At 70.0% G+C, this 21,653-nt stretch carries 18 protein-coding genes; 10 read left to right on the forward strand and 8 right to left on the reverse strand.

The genetic code is table 11. The annotated features are described in order from the left end of the window. The first annotated feature begins 228 nt into the window (after positions 1-228). The gene (locus ACIQMR_RS05240; protein WP_401383087.1) at positions 229-1,482 is read left to right on the forward strand and encodes a pyridoxal phosphate-dependent aminotransferase; all 1,254 of its coding nucleotides are present in this window, start codon (positions 229-231) and stop codon (positions 1,480-1,482) included. Between the two features lie 14 nt (positions 1,483-1,496). Here the strand turns inward: ACIQMR_RS05240 and ACIQMR_RS05245 are convergent, their stop codons facing one another. Continuing rightward, the gene (locus tag ACIQMR_RS05245; protein ID WP_401383090.1) at positions 1,497-2,288 is read right to left on the reverse strand and encodes an alpha/beta hydrolase; all 792 of its coding nucleotides are present in this window, start codon (positions 2,286-2,288) and stop codon (positions 1,497-1,499) included. 120 nt (positions 2,289-2,408) lie between these two features. Here ACIQMR_RS05245 and ACIQMR_RS05250 point away from each other — a divergent pair, with 120 nt between their 5' ends. Both ACIQMR_RS05250 and ACIQMR_RS05255 read left to right on the forward strand, forming a co-directional pair. Beyond that, the gene (locus ACIQMR_RS05250; protein WP_401383092.1) at positions 2,409-2,984 is read left to right on the forward strand and encodes a TetR/AcrR family transcriptional regulator; all 576 of its coding nucleotides are present in this window, start codon (positions 2,409-2,411) and stop codon (positions 2,982-2,984) included. A 312-nt stretch (positions 2,985-3,296) separates the two neighbouring features. Beyond that, positions 3,297-4,349 carry a mannosyltransferase family protein gene (locus tag ACIQMR_RS05255; RefSeq protein WP_401383095.1) on the forward strand — a complete coding sequence of 351 codons (1,053 nt, stop codon included), beginning with the start codon at positions 3,297-3,299 and terminating at the stop codon, positions 4,347-4,349. 15 nt (positions 4,350-4,364) lie between these two features. Here the strand turns inward: ACIQMR_RS05255 and ACIQMR_RS05260 are convergent, their stop codons facing one another. Together ACIQMR_RS05260 and clpB are read right to left on the reverse strand one after the other, a co-directional pair. Next, complete coding sequence (locus tag ACIQMR_RS05260; protein ID WP_340369910.1) at positions 4,365-4,910, reverse strand: YbjN domain-containing protein; 546 nt, start codon at positions 4,908-4,910, stop codon at positions 4,365-4,367. A 78-nt stretch (positions 4,911-4,988) separates the two neighbouring features. Next, positions 4,989-7,580, reverse strand: a complete 2,592-nt coding sequence (gene clpB, locus ACIQMR_RS05265; RefSeq protein ID WP_401383098.1) for an ATP-dependent chaperone ClpB — start codon at positions 7,578-7,580, stop codon at positions 4,989-4,991. Between the two features lie 132 nt (positions 7,581-7,712). On the opposite strand from clpB, the gene ACIQMR_RS05270 reads away from it, so the two are divergent. Beyond that, a complete protein-coding gene (locus ACIQMR_RS05270) occupies positions 7,713-8,126 on the forward strand; it encodes a pyridoxamine 5'-phosphate oxidase family protein (protein ID WP_266380989.1) in 414 nt (137 codons plus the stop codon). Between the two features lie 170 nt (positions 8,127-8,296). Here the strand turns inward: ACIQMR_RS05270 and ACIQMR_RS05275 are convergent, their stop codons facing one another. Further along, positions 8,297-8,617, reverse strand: a complete 321-nt coding sequence (locus ACIQMR_RS05275) for a (2Fe-2S)-binding protein (protein ID WP_266380987.1) — start codon at positions 8,615-8,617, stop codon at positions 8,297-8,299. Between the two features lie 334 nt (positions 8,618-8,951). Between ACIQMR_RS05275 and ACIQMR_RS05280 the strand changes: the two genes are divergently transcribed. Then, positions 8,952-9,938 (forward strand): helix-turn-helix transcriptional regulator, encoded by a 987-nt coding sequence (locus ACIQMR_RS05280; RefSeq protein ID WP_385471321.1) that lies wholly within the window; start codon positions 8,952-8,954, stop codon positions 9,936-9,938. Positions 9,939-10,075: 137 nt separating this feature from the next. On the opposite strand, the gene ACIQMR_RS05285 is transcribed toward ACIQMR_RS05280, so the two are convergent. The 4 genes from ACIQMR_RS05285 to dnaK are packed head-to-tail and all read right to left on the reverse strand — an operon-like array spanning position 10,076 to position 14,293. Continuing rightward, positions 10,076-10,537: a heat shock protein transcriptional repressor HspR gene (locus tag ACIQMR_RS05285; protein ID WP_266380978.1), complete on the reverse strand. Its 462-nt coding sequence runs from the start codon at positions 10,535-10,537 to the stop codon at positions 10,076-10,078. Positions 10,538-10,541: 4 nt separating this feature from the next. Further along, positions 10,542-11,726 carry a molecular chaperone DnaJ gene (gene dnaJ / locus ACIQMR_RS05290; protein ID WP_401383102.1) on the reverse strand — a complete coding sequence of 395 codons (1,185 nt, stop codon included), beginning with the start codon at positions 11,724-11,726 and terminating at the stop codon, positions 10,542-10,544. 54 nt (positions 11,727-11,780) lie between these two features. Next, positions 11,781-12,434 carry a nucleotide exchange factor GrpE gene (gene grpE, locus ACIQMR_RS05295; RefSeq protein WP_266380972.1) on the reverse strand — a complete coding sequence of 218 codons (654 nt, stop codon included), beginning with the start codon at positions 12,432-12,434 and terminating at the stop codon, positions 11,781-11,783. Beyond that, positions 12,434-14,293: a molecular chaperone DnaK gene (dnaK, locus tag ACIQMR_RS05300; RefSeq protein ID WP_401383105.1), complete on the reverse strand. Its 1,860-nt coding sequence runs from the start codon at positions 14,291-14,293 to the stop codon at positions 12,434-12,436. The genes grpE and dnaK overlap by 1 nt, the downstream gene beginning before the upstream one ends. A 257-nt stretch (positions 14,294-14,550) precedes the next feature. On the opposite strand from dnaK, the gene ACIQMR_RS05305 reads away from it, so the two are divergent. The 5 genes from ACIQMR_RS05305 (at position 14,551) to ACIQMR_RS05325 (ending at position 21,606) form a co-directional block, all read left to right on the forward strand. Beyond that, the gene (locus ACIQMR_RS05305; RefSeq protein ID WP_401383107.1) at positions 14,551-15,081 is read left to right on the forward strand and encodes a sugar transferase; all 531 of its coding nucleotides are present in this window, start codon (positions 14,551-14,553) and stop codon (positions 15,079-15,081) included. 88 nt (positions 15,082-15,169) lie between these two features. Then, the gene (locus tag ACIQMR_RS05310; protein ID WP_401383109.1) at positions 15,170-17,443 is read left to right on the forward strand and encodes a heterodisulfide reductase-related iron-sulfur binding cluster; all 2,274 of its coding nucleotides are present in this window, start codon (positions 15,170-15,172) and stop codon (positions 17,441-17,443) included. 414 nt (positions 17,444-17,857) lie between these two features. Continuing rightward, positions 17,858-18,982 (forward strand): FG-GAP repeat domain-containing protein, encoded by a 1,125-nt coding sequence (locus ACIQMR_RS05315; RefSeq protein ID WP_401384072.1) that lies wholly within the window; start codon positions 17,858-17,860, stop codon positions 18,980-18,982. 84 nt (positions 18,983-19,066) lie between these two features. Continuing rightward, entirely contained in the window at positions 19,067-19,951 is an 885-nt protein-coding gene (locus ACIQMR_RS05320; RefSeq protein WP_401383112.1) for a Yip1 family protein, read from the forward strand. Between the two features lie 218 nt (positions 19,952-20,169). Beyond that, on the forward strand, positions 20,170-21,606 hold the full coding sequence (locus ACIQMR_RS05325; protein WP_401383115.1) for a recombinase family protein: 1,437 nt from the start codon (positions 20,170-20,172) through the stop codon (positions 21,604-21,606). Positions 21,607-21,653: the final 47 nt, after the last annotated feature.

Genomic DNA, 21,653 nt, shown 5'->3' on the forward strand with positions numbered 1-21,653 from the left:
ACCAGCTCCCGTGACGGCGCGAGCGGCTCACGCCACCACGCCCACCACCCGACGCGATCGCCACGAACACGACGAGCACGATCACCCCGAGCGCGATCCAGACTCCGACCACTGACCTCACCGTCCTTCCGGTCCCCCGAAGCGAGGCTGCTTCTGGCGTGCCTGGGGGATGCCCCCGGCCCTCGCGGCCCAAAGCAGACTTGAGCTACTCCAGAGGTTGCGCGCAGGATGGCCCGCATGACAGGACGCGCACCCGGTCACCGACCGCTGCTCAACCGCCGCCTCGCCGAGTTCGGGACGACGATCTTCGCCGAGATGTCCGCGCTGGCCGCGCGGACCGGCTCGATCAACCTGGGCCAGGGCTTCCCGGACACGGACGGCCCCGAGGAGGTCCGGGAGGCGGCGGTGCGCGCGCTGCGCGACGGCCGGGGCAATCAGTACCCGCCGGGGCCCGGCGTCCCCGAGCTGCGCGCCGCCATCGCCGGCCACCAGCGGGAGTGGTACGGCCTCGCGTACGACCCCGACACCGAGGTGCTGGTCACGGCCGGCGCCACCGAGGCGATCGCGGCCGCGCTGCTCGCCCTCGTCGAGCCCGGCGACGAGGTGATCGCCCTGGAGCCCTACTACGACTCCTACGCGGCCTGCATCGCGATGGCGGGCGGGACGCGCGTGCCCGTCACGCTCCGCCCCGACGAGGGACCGGGCGGCGGAGCCGCGGATCGACACTACGCACTGGACCTGGACGAACTGCGCGACGCGGTCACCGATCGCACCCGCCTCATCCTCCTCAACAGCCCGCACAATCCCACCGGCACCGTCCTCACCCGCGAGGAACTGGCGGCGGTCGCGGCGCTCGCCGTCGAGCGGGATCTGCTGGTCGTCACCGACGAGGTGTACGAGCACCTCGTGTTCGAGGGCGAGCACACGCCGATCGTGACCTTCCCGGGAATGCGCGAGCGCACGGTCACCATCGGCTCGGCCGGCAAGACGTTCTCGTTCACCGGCTGGAAGGTCGGCTGGGTCACGGCGGCGGCGCCGCTGGTCACGGCCGTCCGCTCGGCCAAGCAGTTCCTCACCTACGTCGCGTCCGGCCCGTTCCAGTACGCGGTCGCCGAGGCGCTCGCCCTCCCGCGGTCGTACTTCGACGGGCTCCGGGACGATCTGCGCGCCAAGCGGGACCTGCTGGGCTCCGGTCTCGCCGCGGCCGGCTTCGACGTGTACCGGCCCGCCGGGACGTACTTCGTCACCACCGACATCCGCCCGCTCGGCGAGAAGGACGGCTTCGCCTTCTGCCGCGCGCTGCCGGAACGCTGCGGGGTCGTGGCGATCCCCAACGCGGTCTTCTACGACCACCGGGACGAAGGGGCACCCTTCGTCCGGTTCGCCTTCTGCAAGCGCACCGACGTCCTGGAGGAGGCCGTCGCACGGCTCAAGGGGCTCGCGGCGGGCCCTGGCGAGTCCGCCGGCCGACGGTCTCAGTAGGCCAGGGCCCAGACTCAATAGGCCAGGGACCAGGCCAGGGACTCGTCCGCGACCTGCTCCCAGCCCTCGTGGAAACAGGTGCCGTGGTCGCGTCCCGGATACTCGCGGAACTCGGTGACCGCCCCCGACCTCGCGTACCGGCGGTGGTTCTCGCGCACCACACCCGGCGGGACGATGTGGTCGGCGCCGCCGGCCACCAGCAGCAGCGGGGAGCGGGAGTCGTTGCGGTAGTCGATGCGGGTCGCGGCCCGGGCCCTGGGGGTGAAGTTGGCCAGTCCCGCCTGGAACAACGGGCGCCCCGGGCCGGGAATCGCCCAGGTCGCGCGTTCCCGCGCGGCCTGCTCCGCGGAGACGGTGTTGGCGAAGGCGTAGTGGAACTGCCGGTCGGTGAGGGCCACGGTGCGCCTGCGGTTGGCGGGGTTGCCGAGGACCGGCCACGCGGCACGCAGAGTGGACAGCGGCAGCGCCAGGACCCCGCGCGGCTGCCCGGGGTGGATCGCGACGCCCGCCCGGCCGTAGCCGCGGTCGAGCAGGATCTGGGTCACCAGCCCGCCGAAGGAGTGCCCGATGATCACCGGCTGCTCCGGCAGTGTGCGCAGGAACGCCTCGTAGTGGTCCGCGATCTCCCGCACACCAAGCCCCGCCGGGGCCTTCGCGTGGTCGAGCGGCTCGCCGAGCTGTGACACGCCGGGCCAGCCGGGCGCGTGGACGGTGTGGCCCTGGGCGGTGTAGCGGTCGATCCAGGGCTGCCAGCTGTGCGGGGTCATCCACAGGCCGTGGATGAGAAGGATGGTCCGATCGGACACGAGAACTCCAGAGGTGACGGCGGAACAGAAAGAGACAGACCGTTCTTTCTTCTGAGTGTGGACCGTCGGCGGAGCACTGTCAAAACAAGCAGGCCAGACCGGTCGGTTACGTTTGACGCCATGAGCACGGAACCGACCGCGCGGATCTCGCACCCGCGGCAGCGCCTACTGGAGACGGCCGAAGAGCTCTTCTACGCGGAGGGCATCCAGGCCGTGGGCGTCGACCGGCTGATCGCCACGGCCGCGGTCACCAAGGCGACGTTCTACCGGCACTTCCGCAGCAAGGACGAGCTGGTGCTGGCCTACCTGCGGGTGCGCGACGAGGAGATCCGCGCCCGCATGGCGCAGGCGGCGGCTGCCGCGAAGGAGCCGCGGACGGTCGTGGAGCTGATGGCGAGCGGCCTCGCCGAGGAGGTCTGCGGTCCGGGCTTCCGCGGCTGCCCCTTCATCAACGCCGCCGCCGAGTACCCGGATCCGGAGCATCCGGTCCGGCGGCTGATCGCGGAGCACCGCGCGTGGTTCCGTGGCGCGCTCGCCGACCTTGCCGCCGCCTGCGGTCACCCCGCACCCGCCGAGGCCGCGGCGGCGCTGGTCCTGCTGCGCGACGGCGCCCTGGCGGGCGGCTACCTCGACGGCGGGGACACCGTCCGCACCCATCTGTCGGCCACCGCGCAGGCCCTCCTCCGCCTGAACTGACCTCTTGTCAGATCCGCACCGACGCCGCGTCGCACCGCCCGTAGCGCGCCGGCGGCCCGCTGTCACGGCGACACGCGTGCGCCGGTCCTTCGGGGAAGGATTCCACCCGCGCGGCTGCCCAGCGCTCGCGCCACCTGCGCATACCACGGAAGGTCGGGGTGACCGCTCACGCGCGCTCGGAGGTGCCCCCTGTTCGCCGAGACCTTCGACAAGGCATCGCCGGCCGCCGGCCGGGCCGTCTCCCGCTGTCGTGCCGCCCTGCACCGGGCCGCCCCCGCGCTCGGGCTGTTCGCGGCCGCCAGGCTCACCGGGATGCTCGTCATGGCGCTGTGGGCCTGGCACATCGGCCGGTCGCCGCGGGCGCTGCTCGCCACTTCCTGGGACTCCCTGTGGTACGTCCGCATCGCGGCGCACGGCTACGGCCGCACGCTGTACTGGCCGGACGGTGCCGTCCAGTCCGACCTGGCGTTCTTCCCGCTCTACCCGGGGCTCGTGCGGACCGTGACGTCGGTACTGCCCGTGACGGGCGGGACCGCGGGGCTGGTGCTGTCCTGGATCGCGGCGGGGGCGGCGGCATGGGGCATCTACGCGGTCGTCGAGCGGCTGCACGACCGGAGGACCGCGACCGTCGTCGTGCTGCTGTGGGGGCTGCTGCCGCACGCGATCGTCCTGTCCATGGCGTACACCGAGCCCCTGCTGACGGCGTTCGCCGCCTGGTCGCTGTACGCGCTGCTCACCCGCCGCTGGCTGTGGGCGGGGGTGCTGGCGGCGCTCGCCGGGCTGACCCGGCCGAACGGGATCGCGGTCGCGGCGGCGGTGTGCGTGGTGGCCGGCTGCGAGCTGTGGAAGCGGCGGGGAACGAAGGGCGGCCGGGCCGGGATCCGGGCGGCGGCCGTGCTGGCGCCCGCCGGATGGCTCGGGTACCTGCTGTGGGTCGGGGCGCGCAAGGGCGACGTGCTCGGCGGGTACTTCGCGGTGCAGAGCGGCTGGACGTCACGGTTCGATCTGGGGCTCGGGTCCCTGCGGGTGATCCGCGGCATGGTGACGGCGCCGGCGTTCTTCGGCTTCCCGATGGCGCTGGTGATCGCGGCCGCGGGTGTCCTGCTCTTCGCGCTGTTCGTGCTGGACCGCCCGCCCCTCGCGCTGCTCGTGTACACGGCGGTGCTCGTGCTCATCACGGTCGGCGGGTCCGGCTACTTCGAGTCCAAGCCGCGCTTTCTGCTGCCGGCGTTCCCGCTGCTGCTGCCGCTGGCCTCGGCACTGACGAAAGCCCGGCCGAGAGCGGCGATCACGGTGATCGTCGCCCTGGCCGGGCTGTCGTTCGCCTATGGGACGTATCTGACGACCGCCCCTATGGCCCTGTGAGGAACGCTGCGGCGCTCAGCCCTCGTCGGAGGGCTTCTCGTCCGCGGCGTCCTCGGCGGCCGGGGCCAGGCCCAGCAGCTCCACCAGCCACTTGTCGAACTCGATGGCCGCGCGCACCCAGCTCACCGTCGACGAGACGAAGTGCTCCAGGCTGACACCGGTACCGATCAGCATCTGGGCCTCGCCGATGAGGCGGACGGTGGTGGGCTCGCCCTCCTCCTCGTGAGTGTGCGTGTAGACCTTCGGCCACAGCGTGCGGCGGTTCCAGTCGTCGATGGCGTCGAGGATCTTCGCCTTGTCGCCGAGCGCGTGCGGGCGGTCGTAGAACGTCCGCACCGAGAAGACCTGCTGCTCGTCCTCGCCGCGGAACATGAAGTACGTACGGAACTCCTCCCACGGCGCCGCGAGGTCACCCTCGTCGTCGACGACGTACTTCAGTTCCATCTGGTCGAGGAGCTGCTTGACCAGGTCCTGGTCGGGGATGACCGGGCCCGCGGGGGGTGCGGACTGAGGCTGGGGCTGGCCCCCGAAATTCGGAATCGAGGACGGGTCGATGCTCACCGGGTGTTTCCCTTCGTACGGATGCGGCCATCCTCTCCCATCCCGGGCGGGGGCTGGCAACCCCCACCCGGGCGTGGCTTACTGCACCGGTCCCACGATCAGGCCGCCGTCGAAGCGGTCGACGCGGATCGTGTCGCCGTCCTTCACCTCGCCGGAGAGGATCTCCCTGGCGAGCCGGTCGCCGATCGCGGTCTGGACGAGACGGCGCAGCGGCCGGGCACCGTAGGCCGGGTCGTTGCCCTCGTCGGCCAGCCACTCCAGGGCCGCCGGGGTGACGTCCAGGGAGAGCCGCCGCTCGGCGAGCCGCTGGGCGAGCCGGGCGATCTGGAGCTCGGCGATGTGCGCCAGCTCGTCCTTGGACAGGGCTGAGAAGACGACGAGATCGTCGAGCCGGTTGAGGAACTCCGGCTTGAACGAGGCCCGTACGACCTCCAGGACCTGCTGCTTCTTCTCCTCCTCGCCGGTCAGGGGCTCCACGAGGAACTGACTGCCGAGGTTGGAGGTCAGGATCAGGATGGTGTTGCGGAAGTCGACGGTCCGGCCCTGTCCGTCGGTCAGCCGGCCGTCGTCGAGGACCTGCAGCAGGATGTCGAAGACCTCGGGGTGCGCCTTCTCCACCTCGTCGAGCAGGACCACGCTGTACGGGCGCCGGCGGACCGCCTCGGTGAGCTGGCCGCCCTCCTCGTAGCCCACGTATCCGGGCGGGGCTCCGACGAGCCGCGCGACGCTGTGCTTCTCCCCGTACTCCGACATGTCGATGCGGACCATCGCCCGCTCGTCGTCGAAGAGGAAGTCCGCGAGGGCCTTCGCCAGCTCGGTCTTGCCGACACCGGTCGGTCCGAGGAAGAGGAACGAGCCCGTCGGCCGGTCGGGGTCGGCGATCCCGGCCCGCGAGCGGCGCACCGCGTCGGACACGGCCCGCACCGCCTCGGTCTGGCCGATCAGGCGCTTGCCCAGCTCGTCCTCCATCCGCAGGAGCTTCTGGGTCTCGCCCTCCAGCAGCCGGCCGGCCGGGATCCCGGTCCAGGCGGCGACGACGTCCGCGATGTCGTCCGGGCCGACCTCCTCCTTGACCATGGTGTCCTTGGCGGCCTCCTGCTGGGCCTCCTCCTCGCTGGCGGCCTCCAGCTCCCGCTCCAGCGCCGGGATCTCCCCGTAGAGCAGCTTGGAAGCGGTGTCGAAGTCGCCGTCGCGCTGGGCCCGCTCGGCCTGGCCGCGCAGGTCGTCGACCTTCTCCTTCAACTCGCCGACGCGGTTGAGGGACTCCTTCTCCTTCTCCCAGCGGGCGGTGAGGCCGCGCAGCTCCTCCTCCTTGTCGGCGAGGTCGCGGCGCAGCTTCTCCAGACGCTGCTTGCTGGCCTCGTCGGTCTCCTTGGAGAGCGCGAGCTCCTCCATCCTCAGCCGGTCGACGGAGCGCTGGAGCTCGTCGATCTCGACCGGTGAGGAGTCGATCTCCATCCGGAGCCGGGAGGCGGACTCGTCGACGAGGTCGATGGCCTTGTCGGGGAGGAAGCGGGAGGTGATGTACCGGTCGGAGAGGGTCGCGGCGGCGACCAGTGCGCTGTCCGCGATCTGCACCTTGTGGTGGGCCTCGTAGCGGCCCTTGAGCCCGCGGAGGATCGCGATGCTGTCCTCGACGGTCGGCTCGGCGACCAGGACCTGCTGGAAGCGGCGCTCCAGCGCCGGGTCCTTCTCGATCCGCTCGCGGTACTCGTCGAGGGTGGTGGCGCCGACCATGCGCAGCTCGCCGCGCGCGAGCATCGGCTTCAGCATGTTGCCCGCGTCCATGGCGGAGTCGCCGCCGGCGCCCGCGCCCACGACGGTGTGCAGCTCGTCGATGAAGGTGATGATCTGGCCGTCGCTCTCCTTGATCTCGGACAGGACGGTCTTCAGGCGCTCCTCGAACTCACCGCGGTACTTCGCGCCGGCGACCATGGCACCGAGGTCGAGGGCGACCAGCCGCTTGTCGCGCAGCGACTCGGGGACGTCGCCCTTCACGATGCGCTGGGCGAGGCCCTCCACGACGGCGGTCTTGCCGACGCCGGGCTCCCCGATCAGCACCGGGTTGTTCTTGGTGCGGCGGGAGAGCACCTGGACGACGCGGCGGATCTCCTGGTCACGGCCGATGACCGGGTCGAGCTTGCCCTCCCTGGCCGCCTCCGTGAAGTCGGTGCCGAACTTCTCCAGGGCCTTGTACTGACCCTCGGGGTCGGGTGTGCTCACCCGGCGCCCTCCTCGTGCCTTCTCGAACGCTTCCTGCAGTCTCTTCGCGGTGGCGCCCTGCCCGGAGAGCACCTCGCCGGCCCGGCCGCCCTTGGCGGCGACGCCGATGAGCAGATGCTCGGTGGAGAGGTAGTCGTCACCGAGCTCCTTGGCGCGCTGCGCGGCGTCGGCGATGACGGCGAGCAGCTCACGGTTGGGCTGCGGCGGCGCGACGGTCGACCCGGTCACGCTGGGCTGGTCCGAGAGCACCCGCTCCGCACCGGACCGTACCGCGGCCTGGTCGGCGTCGACGGCTGCCAGCAGATCGGTGATGTTCTCGTTGTCCTGGCCCGCGAGCAGCGCCAGCAGCAGATGGGCGGGCGTCAGATCGGGGTGGCCGTCGGACACGGCCCGGGTGCTCGCGGCGTTCAGCGCGTCCCGGCTCCTGTTGGTCAGCTCGGCGTCCACGTGCGGTCTCTCCTCCTCGTCCTCGGCGATGACTTCGCTATGACTCTTCCAAGGTACACAAAGTTGAGTCTATTCCACTCAAGGCATGGACCAGAGTAGTCCGGGACCGGCGCCCCCGGTAGGTTCCTGGGCATGGCCATCGACCCACGACACCCCGACGCGTCCTATCTCAGCTTCTGGCGCGAGTACCACATGTGCACGCTCACGACGCCGCGTCCGGACGGCAGTCCGCACGTCGTCGCGGTCGGCGTCACGTACGACCCGGAGGGCGGCGAGCGGGGCGTCGCCCGCGTGATCACCAACAAGCACAGCCGCAAGGTCGCGAACGTCCTGGCCGCCGGCCCGGAGGGGGCACGGGTCGCGGTCTGCCAGGTGGACAAGGGCCGCTGGGCGACGCTGGAGGGCCGCGCCACGATCCGCACGGAGCCGGACGTCGTGGCGGACGCGGTGGCCCGTTACGCGGCGCGCTACGAGCGCACCCCGGCCCCGAACCCGGACCGCGTGGTCATCGAGATCGCCCTGACACGGGCGATGGGCCGGGCCTAGAGGCCGCGGCCGTCGGCATCGCGGGCACGAGGGCACCGGGGGCACGAAGGCATCGAGGGTCAGCCTCCGGGAAACGGGCAAAGCACAGCGGCGCCATCGTGTTTCAGGTCCACGATGGCGCCGCTGTGTGGGGGAAGCGCCTGAGCGATCTTGAACGACGGGGGAACCGCTCAGGCACTGCGGGGGGTGGCGGTGGTGGTCTCGGGCTCGACCAGCTGGTGGTCCCGCTGGTCGAGATTGACGAAGATCATGCCGTACCTGATGGCACAGCGAACGGGGCGTGGGGCCCCACGTGGCCGACGAAGGCACCGGTAGGCACGGACGTCCTCGTCGTCCTCTCGGGCGACGACGATCGGCTCCCCGAAGAGAGTGACCATCAGCGAGTCGCCACGGTGGGGGATGGCCGTGACGAGATCGATGAAGTGCCACCCGGATCGGTACGCCGTCGCCATCTCCCGTCGGAAGACGCGGTCGTCCGGGGGAGCGCTCATGCGTCGACGTCCGCCGGCCCGCTTTCCCAGGTTGGCTCACCCGGCGACGCGATCACCGACGTGGATGCGGATTCCCAGGTGGGCTCACCCGGGGCCGCGGTCACCGACCCGGGGGTCGACTCCCACGTGGGCTCACCACTGCCCGCGAGACCGCCGAGAGCAGCCGCAACGGCTATAGCGCAAAGTGCACGAACCATCCTGGTCATGGCCGATCTCCACCTCTTTTAATCACTACCTCCTCCCCCGCGCATAAGACGATGGCTCACTCCGAACGCTTCCACCAGCGAGTCCAGGCATCATGTTCCTGTAATTCAGGACCCTGAGGGGGGTGCAAATGCAGGCGAAAGGGAGCGATTCGGGAGACAAGCACAGTCACGACGAGCTGTGCGAGGCCGGGAGAAACCTCTATGCGTCCGCGCTGCGCAGTGGCCGCATAGCCCGCGCCGAGGTGGCCGACACTCCGTGTCTCATCGACCTGGCCATGCTGCGCCCGGATCCCGACGACAGTGAATGGCTGCGTCCGGTTCCACCGTCCGTCGCTCTGCATCAGCTGATACACCCCATAGAGCGGGAGATCCAGGAGCGAAGGCGTCTCACGGTCTCCCTGGCGGACGCCTTTGAGCCATTCATGTCGATCAACGCGCACAGCTCGTCGGCCACACACGCGATCACCGTGCTCGAAGGCCTGAGCCTGATCAACACGACGCTGGACCGGGTCATCGCCGACTGCACGGAGGAGCTCCTGACGGTGCAGCCCGGCAGCGGGCGCAGACCGGCGACCCTCGAGGACGGGCTGCGCCGCGTCGAGATGCTCGTCGACCGGGGCGTGGTCATGCGAACGCTGTACCAGCACACGTCGCGCCACCACCCCGCGACGATGGCGTACGTGGAGCGCGTCGCCCCCTACGGCGCGGAGGTCCGCACCCTCGAGGAGATCATCGACCGGCTCATCATCGTCGACCGCAAGGTCGCCTTCATCCCGGCGCGCAGCGACCGGCGGGTCGCCCTGGAGCTGCGTCACGAGGGCCTGGTGCAGTACCTCGTCGGCGTCTTCGAGCAGTTCTGGCTCCACGGCGTGCCCTGGGACGACCAGGTCGTCGCCTACGCCCCGGAGCTGGACGGCATCAGCGGTGTGCAGCGCTCCATCGCCAAGCTCCTCATCGAGGGCCACGTCGACGAGGCGATCGCCCGTCGTCTCGGTATGAACGTCCGCACCTGCCGCGCCCACATCGCCAAGCTCGCCTCCGCCCTCGGCAGCGGCTCACGCGCCCAACTCGGCTATCTGATCGCCCAGTCCGGCATCCTGGAACACGACCACTGACTACGAACGGCGCCGCGCCCGGGTCCACGAGACCCTCGCCGACCGTGACGCGGACAGGCACGGCGAAAGGCCCCCTCCCGGTCTCCCGGGTGGGGGCCTTTCGCCGTTCGTTCCAGAGCGTTGTCCGGCGGACTCGGTCAGCCGTCCCGCTTGGGCCGCCAGACCACCAGCGCGCTGCCCTGCTGCACGTCCTGGTACGGCACCAGGTCGCGCCGGTACGACGCGTGCACCTGCGCCTCGCGCTGCTGCATCGCGACCGCCGCGCCCTCGACCGCCGCCGAAAGCTCGGCGACCCGGGACTGCAGGGCCGCGACCTGGTTCTCCAGCTCGATGATGCGCTTGATACCGGCCAGGTTGATGCCCTCGTCCTGCGACAGGGCCTGCACCTGGCGGAGCAGGTCGATGTCACGGGCCGAGTAGCGCCGGCCGCGGCCGGCGGTCCGGTCCGGGGAGACCAGGCCGAGGCGGTCGTACTGCCGCAGCGTCTGCGGGTGCAGACCGGACAGCTGGGCCGCCACCGAGATGACGTACACCGGCGTCTCGTCGGTCAGTTCGTAAGCCCTGCCACCGAATCCGGGCTGTCGACGTCGGCCGTCCATCGCATCATGCTCCCTTCGCGGCCTGGAACAGTTCTGCCCGCGGATCGAGGTCCTCAGTCGCCTTCCGGTACGCCTCCAGGGCCTCACGGGCCTCGTCGCCGAGGTCCTTCGGCACCGCGACCTCCACGGTGACCAGCAGATCGCCGCGGGTGCCGTCCTTGCGGACCGCACCCTTTCCGCGGGCCCGCATCGTACGGCCGTTGGGCGTGCCGGCGGGCAGTTTCAGCGTGACCGGGGGCCCGCCGAGCGTCGGGACCTTCACCTCGCCGCCGAGCGCGGCCTCCGTGAAGGTGACCGGCACGGTGACGGTGAGGTTGTCGCCCTTGCGGCCGAACACCGGGTGCTCGCCGACATGGACCACGACGTACAGATCACCGGCAGGGCCACCGCGCTCGCCCGGTGCGCCCTTGCCGCGCAGCCGGATGCGCTGGCCGTCGCTCACCCCCGCGGGGATGCGGACCTGCATGGTCCGGGACGACTTGGCGCGCCCGCTGCCGTGACAGACCTCGCACGGGTTCTCCGCGATGAGGCCGCGGCCCTTGCAGTCCACGCACGGGTCGGTCAGCGAGAAGGAGCCGCTGCCCCCGCGCGAGACCTGGCCGGTGCCGACGCAGGTCGGGCACACCCGCGGCGTGCCGTTCTTGTCGCCGGTGCCCGAACAGGCCTTGCAGGGCTGCTGGCTGGACATCCGCAGCGGGACCGTGGCCCCGTCCACCGCCTCGGTGAAGCTGAGCGTCACCTCGGACTCGATGTCCTGGCCGCGGCGCGGCTGCGTCCGCGGACCGGGCGCGGTGCCGCGGTTGAACAGCCCGCCGAAGACGTCCCCGAGCCCGCCGCCGAAGCCGCCGGCTCCGGCGGCGCCGCCACCCCCGGCCTGGGTGCCTCCGAAGAGGTCACCCAGGTCGAAGTTGAACGTTCCGCCCGCCCCGGGTCCTGACCGGAAACCACCGTTGCCGAAGAGGGCGCGGGCCTCGTCGTACTCCTTGCGCCGCTTGGGGTCGCCGAGCACGTCGTTGGCCTCGGAGATCTCCTTGAAGCGCTCCTCGGCCTTGGCGTCGCCCTTGTTGGCGTCCGGGTGGTTCTCCCGGGCGAGCTTCCGGTACGCCTTCTTGATCTCCGCGTCGGTGGCGTCCTTGGGGACGCCGAGAACCTTGTAGTAGTCCTTCTCGACGAAGTCCTTCGTGCTCATCGACGTCCCTCCTTCCCGTACGTCACTGCGCCGGTCACCGCACCGGTCCCTGCGTCAGCCCTCGTCCGGGCCACCGCTCTCCTCGTCCGTGGCCTGCTCCGCCTGGTCCTTCGGCTGGGCCCCTGGCTGGGGCTCGGCCACCGCGACGCGCGCGGGGCGGATGGTCCGCTCGCCGATCCGGTAGCCCGGCTGCAGGATCGCCACGCAGGTCGTCTCCGTGACGTCCGGCGCGTAGCTGTGCATCAGGGCTTCGTGGATCGTCGGGTCGAAGGGCTCGCCCTCCTTGCCGAACTGCTGCAGACCCATCTTGGCGGCGACCGTCTCCAGCGATTCGGCCACCGACTTGAAGCCGCCCACCAGTTCGCCGTGCTCACGGGCCCGGCCGATGTCGTCGAGGATGGGCAGGAGCTCGGTCAGGAGCTGCGCGACGGCGATCTCCTTGACCGTGATCCGGTCCCGCTCCACGCGACGACGGTAGTTCTGGTACTCGGCCTGCAGCCGCTGGAGGTCCAGCGTGCGCTCGTTGAGCGCGGTGCGGACCTGGTCCAGCTGGGCCGTCAGGCCGGCCTGAACCGCGTTCTGTGCTGCGTCCCCGGCCGGGGCCGCCCCCTCCTCCGCGGAGGGGGAGGCGGCCTGCGCCGCTTCGTCGGGAGTGGCGCCGGAGGGGACGTCGGGCTTCTCCTCGAAACCCGGGGTCTCCTCCGTCATCAGGCAGCGCCGCCCTTCGTGTCGTTCGGCTTCTCGTCGTCGACGATCTCGGCGTCGACGACGTCGTCGTCGGCCTTCGCCTGCGAGGCACCGGCGTCACCGTCGCCGCCCGCGGCCTGCTGGGCCTGGGCGTCGGCGTACATGGCCTGGCCGAGCTTCTGGGAGACGGCCGCGACCTTCTCGGTGGCGGTGCGGATCTCCGCGGTGTCCTCGCCCTTCAGCTTCTCCTTGAGCTCGGTCACCGCCGTCTCGACCTCGGTCTTGACGTCGCCGGGGACCTTGTCCTCGTTGTCCTTGAGGAACTTGTCCGTCTGGTAGACGAGCTGCTCGGCCTGGTTGCGGGTCTCGGCGGCCTCGCGGCGGCGGTGGTCCTCCTCCGCGTACTGCTCGGCCTCCTGACGCATCCGGTCGACCTCGTCCTTGGCGAGCGAGGAGCCGCCGGTGACGGTCATCTTCTGCTCCTTGCCCGTGCCCAGGTCCTTCGCGGTCACGTGCATGATGCCGTTGGCGTCGATGTCGAAGGAGACCTCGATCTGCGGGACGCCGCGCGGGGCCGGCGGAAGGCCCGTCAGCTCGAACATGCCGAGCTTCTTGTTGTACGCCGCGATCTCGCGCTCGCCCTGGTAGACCTGGATCTGCACGGACGGCTGGTTGTCCTCGGCCGTCGTGAAGATCTCCGAGCGCTTCGTCGGGATCGTCGTGTTGCGCTCGATGAGCTTGGTCATGATGCCGCCCTTGGTCTCGATACCGAGGGACAGCGGGGTCACGTCGAGGAGCAGGACGTCCTTGACCTCACCCTTGAGGACACCGGCCTGGAGCGTGGCGCCGATGGCGACGACCTCGTCCGGGTTCACACCCTTGTTGGCCTCCTTGCCGCCGGTCAGCTCCTTGACGAGCTCGGCGACGGCCGGCATACGGGTGGAGCCACCGACGAGAACGACGTGGTCGATCTCGGAGAGCTGGATGCCCGCGTCCTTGATGACGTTGTGGAACGGGGTCTTGCAGCGGTCCAGCAGGTCCGAGGTCAGCTGCTGGAACTGGGCGCGCGTGAGCTTCTCGTCCAGGTGCAGCGGGCCCTCGGCGGACGCCGTGATGTACGGCAGGTTGATCGTCGTCTCGGTCGAGGACGACAGCTCGATCTTCGCCTTCTCCGCGGCCTCGCGCAGACGCTGGAGAGCCATCTTGTCCTTCGACAGGTCCACGCCGTGACCGTTGGCGAACTGCTTCACCAGGTAGTCGACGACGCGCTGGTCCCAGTCGTCACCACCGAGGTGGTTGTCACCGTTGGTGGCCTTCACCTCGACGACGCCGTCGCCGATCTCCAGCAGCGAGACGTCGAAGGTGCCGCCACCGAGGTCGAAGACGAGGATCGTCTGGTCGTCCTTGTCGAGGCCGTACGCCAGAGCGGCGGCCGTCGGCTCGTTGACGATGCGCAGGACGTTCAGTCCCGCGATCTCGCCGGCCTCCTTGGTGGCCTGGCGCTCCGAGTCGTTGAAGTACGCCGGGACGGTGATCACCGCGTCCGTGACCTTCTCGCCGAGGTAGGACTCGGCGTCCCGCTTCAGCTTCTGCAGGATGAAGGCGGACATCTGCTGGGGGTTGAAGGTCTTCCCGTCCAGCTCGATCTTCCAGTCGGTACCCATGTGACGCTTCACGGACCGGATGGTCCGGTCGACGTTCGTGACCGCCTGACGCTTCGCGACCTCTCCGACGAGCACCTCACCGTTCTTGGCGAAGGCGACGACGGACGGCGTGGTCCTGGCGCCCTCGGCGTTGGTGATGACGGTGGGCTCACCGCCCTCCAGAACGCTGACGACGGAGTTAGTCGTGCCCAGGTCGATGCCGACCGCACGTGCCATTTCGATTCCTCCAGTGAACTTGAGCGGAACTCGCTCAAGGATGCACCACCCGTCCCACAGAGTCAACAGACCTGAGTCGAGGCGACTCAACTATGGTGCGCGCACCCCTGCGAGCGCGGCCCGGCGCGGCCTGCGCCCTCGCCCGCTTCCACCGTGCCATCGTTCTGCAAAGCACGCGAAAGGTTCACAGACGCGACGCAGTGGACAGAAAACAGCAGCAATCGATACAGAACCGACAGAACGGTCAGGTGAGAGCCGTGCACTCCGTGCAGCCCAAGCGCCTTCTCGATCTGACCCTCGGCACACTCCTACTGCTGATCGCCGCCCCCCTGCTGGCCGCGGCCGCCTGCTCCACGGCGCTCGGACGCCCGCCCGGCGGCGTCTTCGTACGCGAACTCAAGACCGGACTGCACGGCTATCCGTTCACCGTCCGATCCCTGCGCACCCGGCGCTGGCGGCTGGACCTGCTCTCCAGGCTGCCTCATGTCCTGCGGGGTGAGATGTCCCTCGTCGGCCCCGCCGCCCTGGCGCCCGACGACCCGCGCGCGGCCGTACCCTGGCGGCAGACCGTACGACCGGGACTGACCGGCCCGGCACAGCTGCGCAGGCATTCGTCGCTCCCCTGGGACGAGCCCGAGCTGCTCGACCAGGATTACGTGGAGCACCATTGGATCGGGCTGGATCTGGCCGTCCTGCTGCGCACGATTCCGGCCCTGCGTGCACCTCGCACTGAGGGTCACCTGAGCGACGCAGATCACCGCCTGCCTGGCTACAGTGCGACGGAATAAGTGGGTACTCTCAGCACGGACTGGATAAGTTACCGCTTAGTAAGTGCTGATTCACCACCTGATCCATCGCAGGCCCGAGGAGCCTTCCATGCAACTCGCCGCGATCATCGTGTCGCTGGTCCTGACCGTGGTCGGCGTTGCGCTCATCGCCCGCGCCGTCGCGCAGATCTACCGGTTCGTGAAGCTCGGTCAGCCCGTGCCCGCGGGCAGTCGCACCGACGACCCCAAGGCCCGCACGGTCACCCTGGTCAAGGAGTTCCTCGGCCACACCCGGATGAACCGGTGGGGCATCGTGGGCTTCGCCCACTGGTTCGTCGCGATCGGCTTCCTGACGCTGCCTCCGACGCTCGCACAGGCCTACGGCCAGCTCTTCCAGGCCGACTGGACCCTGCCCATCCTGGGCGGCTTCCTGCCGTTCGAGATGTACATCGAGTTCATCGGCGTGATGACGATCCTCGGCATCGTCGTCCTGATGGCGATCCGGCTGCTGAACCTGCCCTCGCGCGCCGGCCGAAAGTCGCGGTTCGCGGGCTCCAAGGCCTGGCAGGCGTACTTCGTCGAGTACGTCATCCTCACCATCGGCCTGGCGATCTACGTGCTGCGCGGCCTGGAAGGCGCGCTCCACCACGTGGACCACTACGAGGCGGCGTACTTCGCCTCGTACCCGCTGGTCCTGGCCTTCAAGGGGCTCAGCGTCCCGACCCTCCAGACGCTGGTCTACCTCGTCGCGATGATCAAGATCGGCACGTCGCTGATCTGGATGATCACGGTCTCGCTCAACACCAACATGGGTGTCGCCTGGCACCGCTTCCTCGGCTTCCCGAACATCTGGTTCAAGCGCAACGCCGACGGAGCGACCGCGCTCGGCGCCCTCCAGCCGATGACGAGCGGCGGCAAGGAGATCGACTTCGAGGACCCGGGCGAGGACGACGTCTTCGGCGTCAGCCAGGTCGAGCAGTTCTCCTGGAAGGGCATCCTCGACTTCTCGACGTGCACGGAGTGCGGCCGCTGCCAGTCGCAGTGCCCCGCCTGGAACACCGGGAAGCCGCTCTCGCCGAAGCTCCTCATCATGTCGCTGCGCGACCACGCGCACGCCAAGGCCCCGTACCTGCTGGCCGGCGGCGGCAAGACCATGGAGGGCGAGGAGAAGGCCTCCGAGGAGCAGCTCGCCGGCGTGCCCGCGGCGGCTCTGGCGGAGGCCGAGCGCCCGCTGATCGGCACCGCCGAGGAGAACGGCGTCATCGACCCGGACGTCCTGTGGTCCTGCACCACCTGCGGTGCGTGCGTGGAGCAGTGCCCGGTCGACATCGAGCACATCGACCACATCGTCGACATGCGCCGCTACCAGGTCATGATCGAGTCCTCGTTCCCGTCGGAGGCGGGCACGATGCTCAAGAACCTGGAGAAGAAGGGCAACCCCTGGGGCCTGGCGAAGAAGCAGCGCCTGGAGTGGACCAAGGAGGTCGACTTCGAGGTCCCGGTCGTCGGCAAGGACGTCGAGGACCTCAGCGAGGTCGACTACCTGTACTGGGTCGGCTGCGCCGGCGCCCTGGAGGACCGGGCCAAGAAGACCACCAAGGCCTTCGCGGAGCTGCTGCACACGGCGGGCGTCAAGTTCGCGATCATGGGCGGCGACGAGAAGTGCACCGGTGACTCCGCCCGCCGCCTGGGCAACGAGCCGCTGTTCCAGCAGCTCGGCCAGGAGAACGTCGCGATGCTGAACATGGCGTTCGGCGAGGACGACGAGGACGAGTCGACAAGGAAGCCGAAGGCTTCCAAGAAGATCGTCGCGACCTGCCCGCACTGCTTCAACACCATCGCGAACGAGTACCCGCAGCTCGGCGGCGAGTACGAGGTCATCCACCACACCCAGCTGCTCCAGCACCTCATCGACGAGGGCAGGCTGATCCCGGTCACGCCGGTCGAGGGTCTGATCACGTACCACGACCCCTGCTACCTGGGCCGCCACAACAAGGTCTACACGCCGCCGCGCGAGATCATGGACAAGGTCCCGGGCCTGCGCCAGCAGGAGATGCACCGCCACAAGGAGCGCGGCTTCTGCTGCGGCGCCGGTGGTGCCCGCATGTGGATGGAGGAGCGGATCGGCAAGCGCATCAACACCGAGCGGGTGGACGAGGCGCTGTCGCTGAACCCGGACATCGTGTCCACCGCCTGCCCGTTCTGCCTCGTGATGCTCTCCGACTCGGTCAACGGCAAGAAGGGCGAGGGCAAGGCCAAGGAGTCCCTCCAGGTCGTGGACGTCGCCCAGCTGCTGCTCGACTCCGTGAAGACGCCGGCGGACCCCGGCGACGCGGGTGAGACGGCGACGGCGGACGCACCGGAGCCGGAACCGGTGAAGTGACTCCGCCGTCTGGATAGACAAGCAGCAAGCGGCCGGACCTGCCTCGGGGGCAGGACCGGCCGCTTCTGTCATCACCGGCCCCACGCGTTCCCGTGCGGCCCTCTGCGCTTCCGTAGGTCCCACGCCGCCTCGGTGGTGCGTCGCCATGCGCCTCCGTGCGCCTCGTGCCTATCTCTGCCGATCTCCGCCGATCTTCGCCGATCTTCTCCGAGTGGCCCATTACTCAGTGCCCGGCCATTGGCCGGTGCGTCTGACAAGAGCATGATGAGGCGGCTGGTTCCGGAGCGACGGGACGGGCCCCGGAGACGCTCTCGGGCGGCCCGGGAGACGGGTGGGGCCGATGGACGGGCCGATGCACGGGGCCGCAGAGAGACGGACAGGGCCGAGAGACGGATGGGGTGGGTGCCGCCGGTGATGCGTCGACTGCGCACAGCCGCGCCCGTCTGCTTGGCCGCGCTGCTGCTGGCCCCGCTGGCGGGCTGCGGGCTCATCGGGGACTCCACGCCCACGCCCGACCGCCCCACACCCGGCACCTCCGCCCTGGCGGGCAAGGCCGCGCCGCGCGCCCTCCCCGTACCCCGCGGCGACGGCAGCCGGGTCCCGGAGGACTTCAACGGGGACGGCCGTCGCGACCTCGTCCTCAACGACCTGGTCAAGGCTCCGGGCGCCGGCCATGACGACGACGCGGGCATAGGCATCGTCTACGGCACCGCGACCGGCTCCCTTGCCCCCTCCGTACGCCGGCTCCTGACCCCGCGGGCGAACGGCGCACGCGTCGCCGGCGCCCTCCCCTCCGCCTTCGACGCCGCGGCGGCCTGCGACCTCGACAAGGACGGCTTCAGCGATCTCGTCGTCACCACCGACCCCCCGTACGACGGCATCGGGCGGCCCCCCGTCCCCCTCCAGCTGCTCTTCGGCGGTCCCGACGGCCTCACCGGCAAGGCGGTCGTCCTGCGGATCCCCGAGCAGGCCAGGTACGGCAACGAGTGGCCCGACCACCCGGTGTGCGGCGACCACGACGGTGACGGCGCCCAGGACCTCGCCGTGACCGCGAGCGGCGGCCGGGTCAGCTTCCTGCGCGGCCCCTTCGCCCGCACCGGAGCCCCCCGCGCCGCCGGGGCCCCGGTCCAGGGCGCGGGCCCGGTACTGGCCGCCCCGTCCCCCCGGGCCGACGCGGACGGCGACGGCTACGACGACCTCGTCCACGCCACCCGCGCCCTCACGCCCGGCACCGCGGCGAGCGGCAGGCTCCTGCGGGGCGGCCCCGACGGCCCGGGACGCCCCGGCGGCACGTACACCTTCAAGGCCGTCCCCCTGCCGCCCGCGCCGCCGCTCCCGGCCGGCGAGACCGGACCGGTCACCGAGCTGCTGCGGTACGCGGACTTCGACGGCGACAAGCGCGCCGACACCGTGACGCGCACGCACAGGGGCGAGAGCGCGGACGTCATCGCGGTCTACTCGGGAGCGGGCACGGGCGGTGGGGACCGTATCCGCCCCTTGATCACCTTCAGCACGTCGATCTTCCTGGAGATCCCTTAGGGGATGTCACAGGTCGGCAGCAAAGGCCCTCCTGTTCCCGGACCGAGGGCGCCGGACACAGCACGACCGGGTACGTTCGATTGCGTGGCTGGATTCAGGATCGGACGCGGCCGGGACAACAACCGCACCCCGCAACAACAACCGCAGCAGGCGCCCCCGCCGTACGGACAGTCGTACGGCCCGTACGGGGGTGGTCAGGCGACGCCTTCGTACCCCCCGGGGCAGCAGGCACCGCACGCGCACGGCGAGCCGGAGTACTTCGGCGACCCGTACCACCACCAGCAGCACCCGCAGCAGCCCCCGGGTGGGTACGCGCCGGGTGACCCGTACGCCAACAACCCCGGCCACACCCAGGCCTTCACCGTCGGCGACGACCCGTACGGCGACGGCTCCATGTACCGCACAGGCACCGCCCCCGCCCCCGCGGGCCCACGCCTGCACTGGAAGCAGCTGCTGAGCGGCATAGTGCTGCGCCCCGGCCCGACGTTCCTGCAGATGCGGGACTATCCGGTCTGGGGCCCGGCCCTCGGCGTCACCTTCCTCTACGGCCTGCTCGCGACCTTCGGCTTCGACCAGACCCGCGACGAGGCGCTCAACGCCCCGTTCATGAGCGCCCTCATGTCCGTCGCCATCACGGGCGTGGTCTTCGTCATCGGCGGCCTGATCCTCGGCGCGGTCACCCACACCCTGGCCCGCCAGCTCGGCGGCGACGGCGCCTGGCAGCCGACCGTCGGCCTCTCCATGCTGATCATGTCGCTCACGGACGCCCCACGGCTCGTCTTCGCCCTCTTCCTGGGCGGCGAGAACTCGCTGGTGCAGGTGGTGGGCTGGCTGACCTGGCTGGCGGCCGGTGCGCTGTTCACCTCGATGGTGAGCAAGTCGCACGACCTGCCCTGGTCGAAGGCGCTGGGCGCGTCGGCGCTCCAGCTGATCGCGCTGCTGGCGATCATCAAGCTCGGCACGATCTGATCCCCTGCGCCCCCTGCGCCCCGTACCTCCCGTACGCGAGAAGGCTCCCGCCGGTGACCGGCGGGGGCCTTCTGCTGCCTGCGGACGGGAGAGGGGTTCAGGCGTCCAGAACCTGGCCGCTGCGCTGCACGACGGGCTTCTCGACGCTCCAAGCTGACTTGACTCTATGACGGTAGTAACCTTGTCCTGCTCTGAGACGCAGGGGAGGCCCGTTCACCGTGGCGCGCAAAGTGGGGATCTACACCCGAATCTCTCGGGACGACGAGGGCGACGCCCTGGGCGTGGCCAGGCAGCAGCAGGACTGCGAGCGCCTAGCCGATCTTCGGTCCTGGCAAGCGGTGAAGATCTACGAGGACAACGACGTCTCAGCGTTCAAGCGGAACGTCGTCCGCGACGAGTTCGAGCTGATGCTGAGGGACCTTCGCGCTGGCCTCATCGACGGCATCGTCGCCTACGACCTGGATCGCCTCGCTCGCCAGCCGCGCGACCTGGAACGGCTGATCGAGATCTTCGACGAGCGCCCAAAGTTGGAGTTCGCAACGGTCACCAACGATGTGAACCTCGGAACGCCGGACGGCCGGACCATGGCCCGCATCATGGTCGCCTTCGCCAACAAGTCCTCGCATGACGCGTCCCGCCGGATCAAGCGCAAGCACCTGGAGTTGGCCCAGCAGGGCAAGGACAGCGGCGGTCCCTCACCGTACGGATGGCGCAAGGACGATCGGACGAAGGTCGACCCCGATGCCGCGCGAGCGATCCGCGAGGCCCAGCAAGAAATTCTGGCCGGCGTCCGCATCGGCACGATCCGTGCGCGTTGGTGGGAACAGGGACTCGGCAACCCGCGCGCCGGCACCAAGCGCATGGCGCACCACCACGTCGAGCACATCCTGACCAACCCTCGCTTGGTCGGGTATCGCACGTACCACGGCGAGATCCTGACCGGGGACAACGGAGAGCCCATCAAAGGCGAATGGGAGCCGATCAACACCGTCGCAGAGTGGGAGGCAGTGTGTGCAGCCATCGCCGAGCGGAAGCTGCAGCAGCGCCCGGGAAAGCTCCTGGCCCGCAAGTATCTGCTCTCAGGCATCGCGCGGTGCGGACTCTGCAAGACCAAGATTCGGGGACAGGTCAACCAGCGTTGGAAGCCAGACTCAAAGGCAGCCAGGTACACGTATCAGTGCTCGGTGGTCAATGGCGGGTGCGGCAAGGTCGGGCGCGTGGGTGAGCCCGTCGACAAGCTGATCGCGGAACTGGTACTTGAGGAGCAGCGCGAAAAGGCGGCCGTGCGAGGGGTGCCCGTCGAGCAGCAGTGGCCGCGGGAGACCGAGCTGGAATCGGTCGTGGCTGACATCAGCCAGCTGCTGGAGGCCGAGAAGGCCAAGCAGATCACCGTGTCCACCCTCCTGCAGCTCCTCCCCGCGAAGGAGAGGGAGCGCGACGAACTCAAGCTGGAACGGGCCCGCTTCTACAAGCAGCAGAAGCAAGCAGAAGCCCAGAAGGCAGCAGCCGACCTCTCGTTGGCCGAGTTCCTTGATCTCCCGATCGAGCGCCAGCAGGAGGTCGTACTCCACAGCCTCTCAGCCGTGATGATCTACCCAGCCGGACGAGGTGCCCGCAAGTTCGACCCCAGGCTGATCGAACCCGTCTGGCGATGAGGGTCACGCCTTCCCATGCAAGATGAGCACGCGACGCACCCACTCCT

Source organism: Streptomyces sp. NPDC091376, assembly GCF_044757085.1.
GTDB classification, from domain to species: domain Bacteria; phylum Actinomycetota; class Actinomycetes; order Streptomycetales; family Streptomycetaceae; genus Streptomyces; species Streptomyces pratisoli.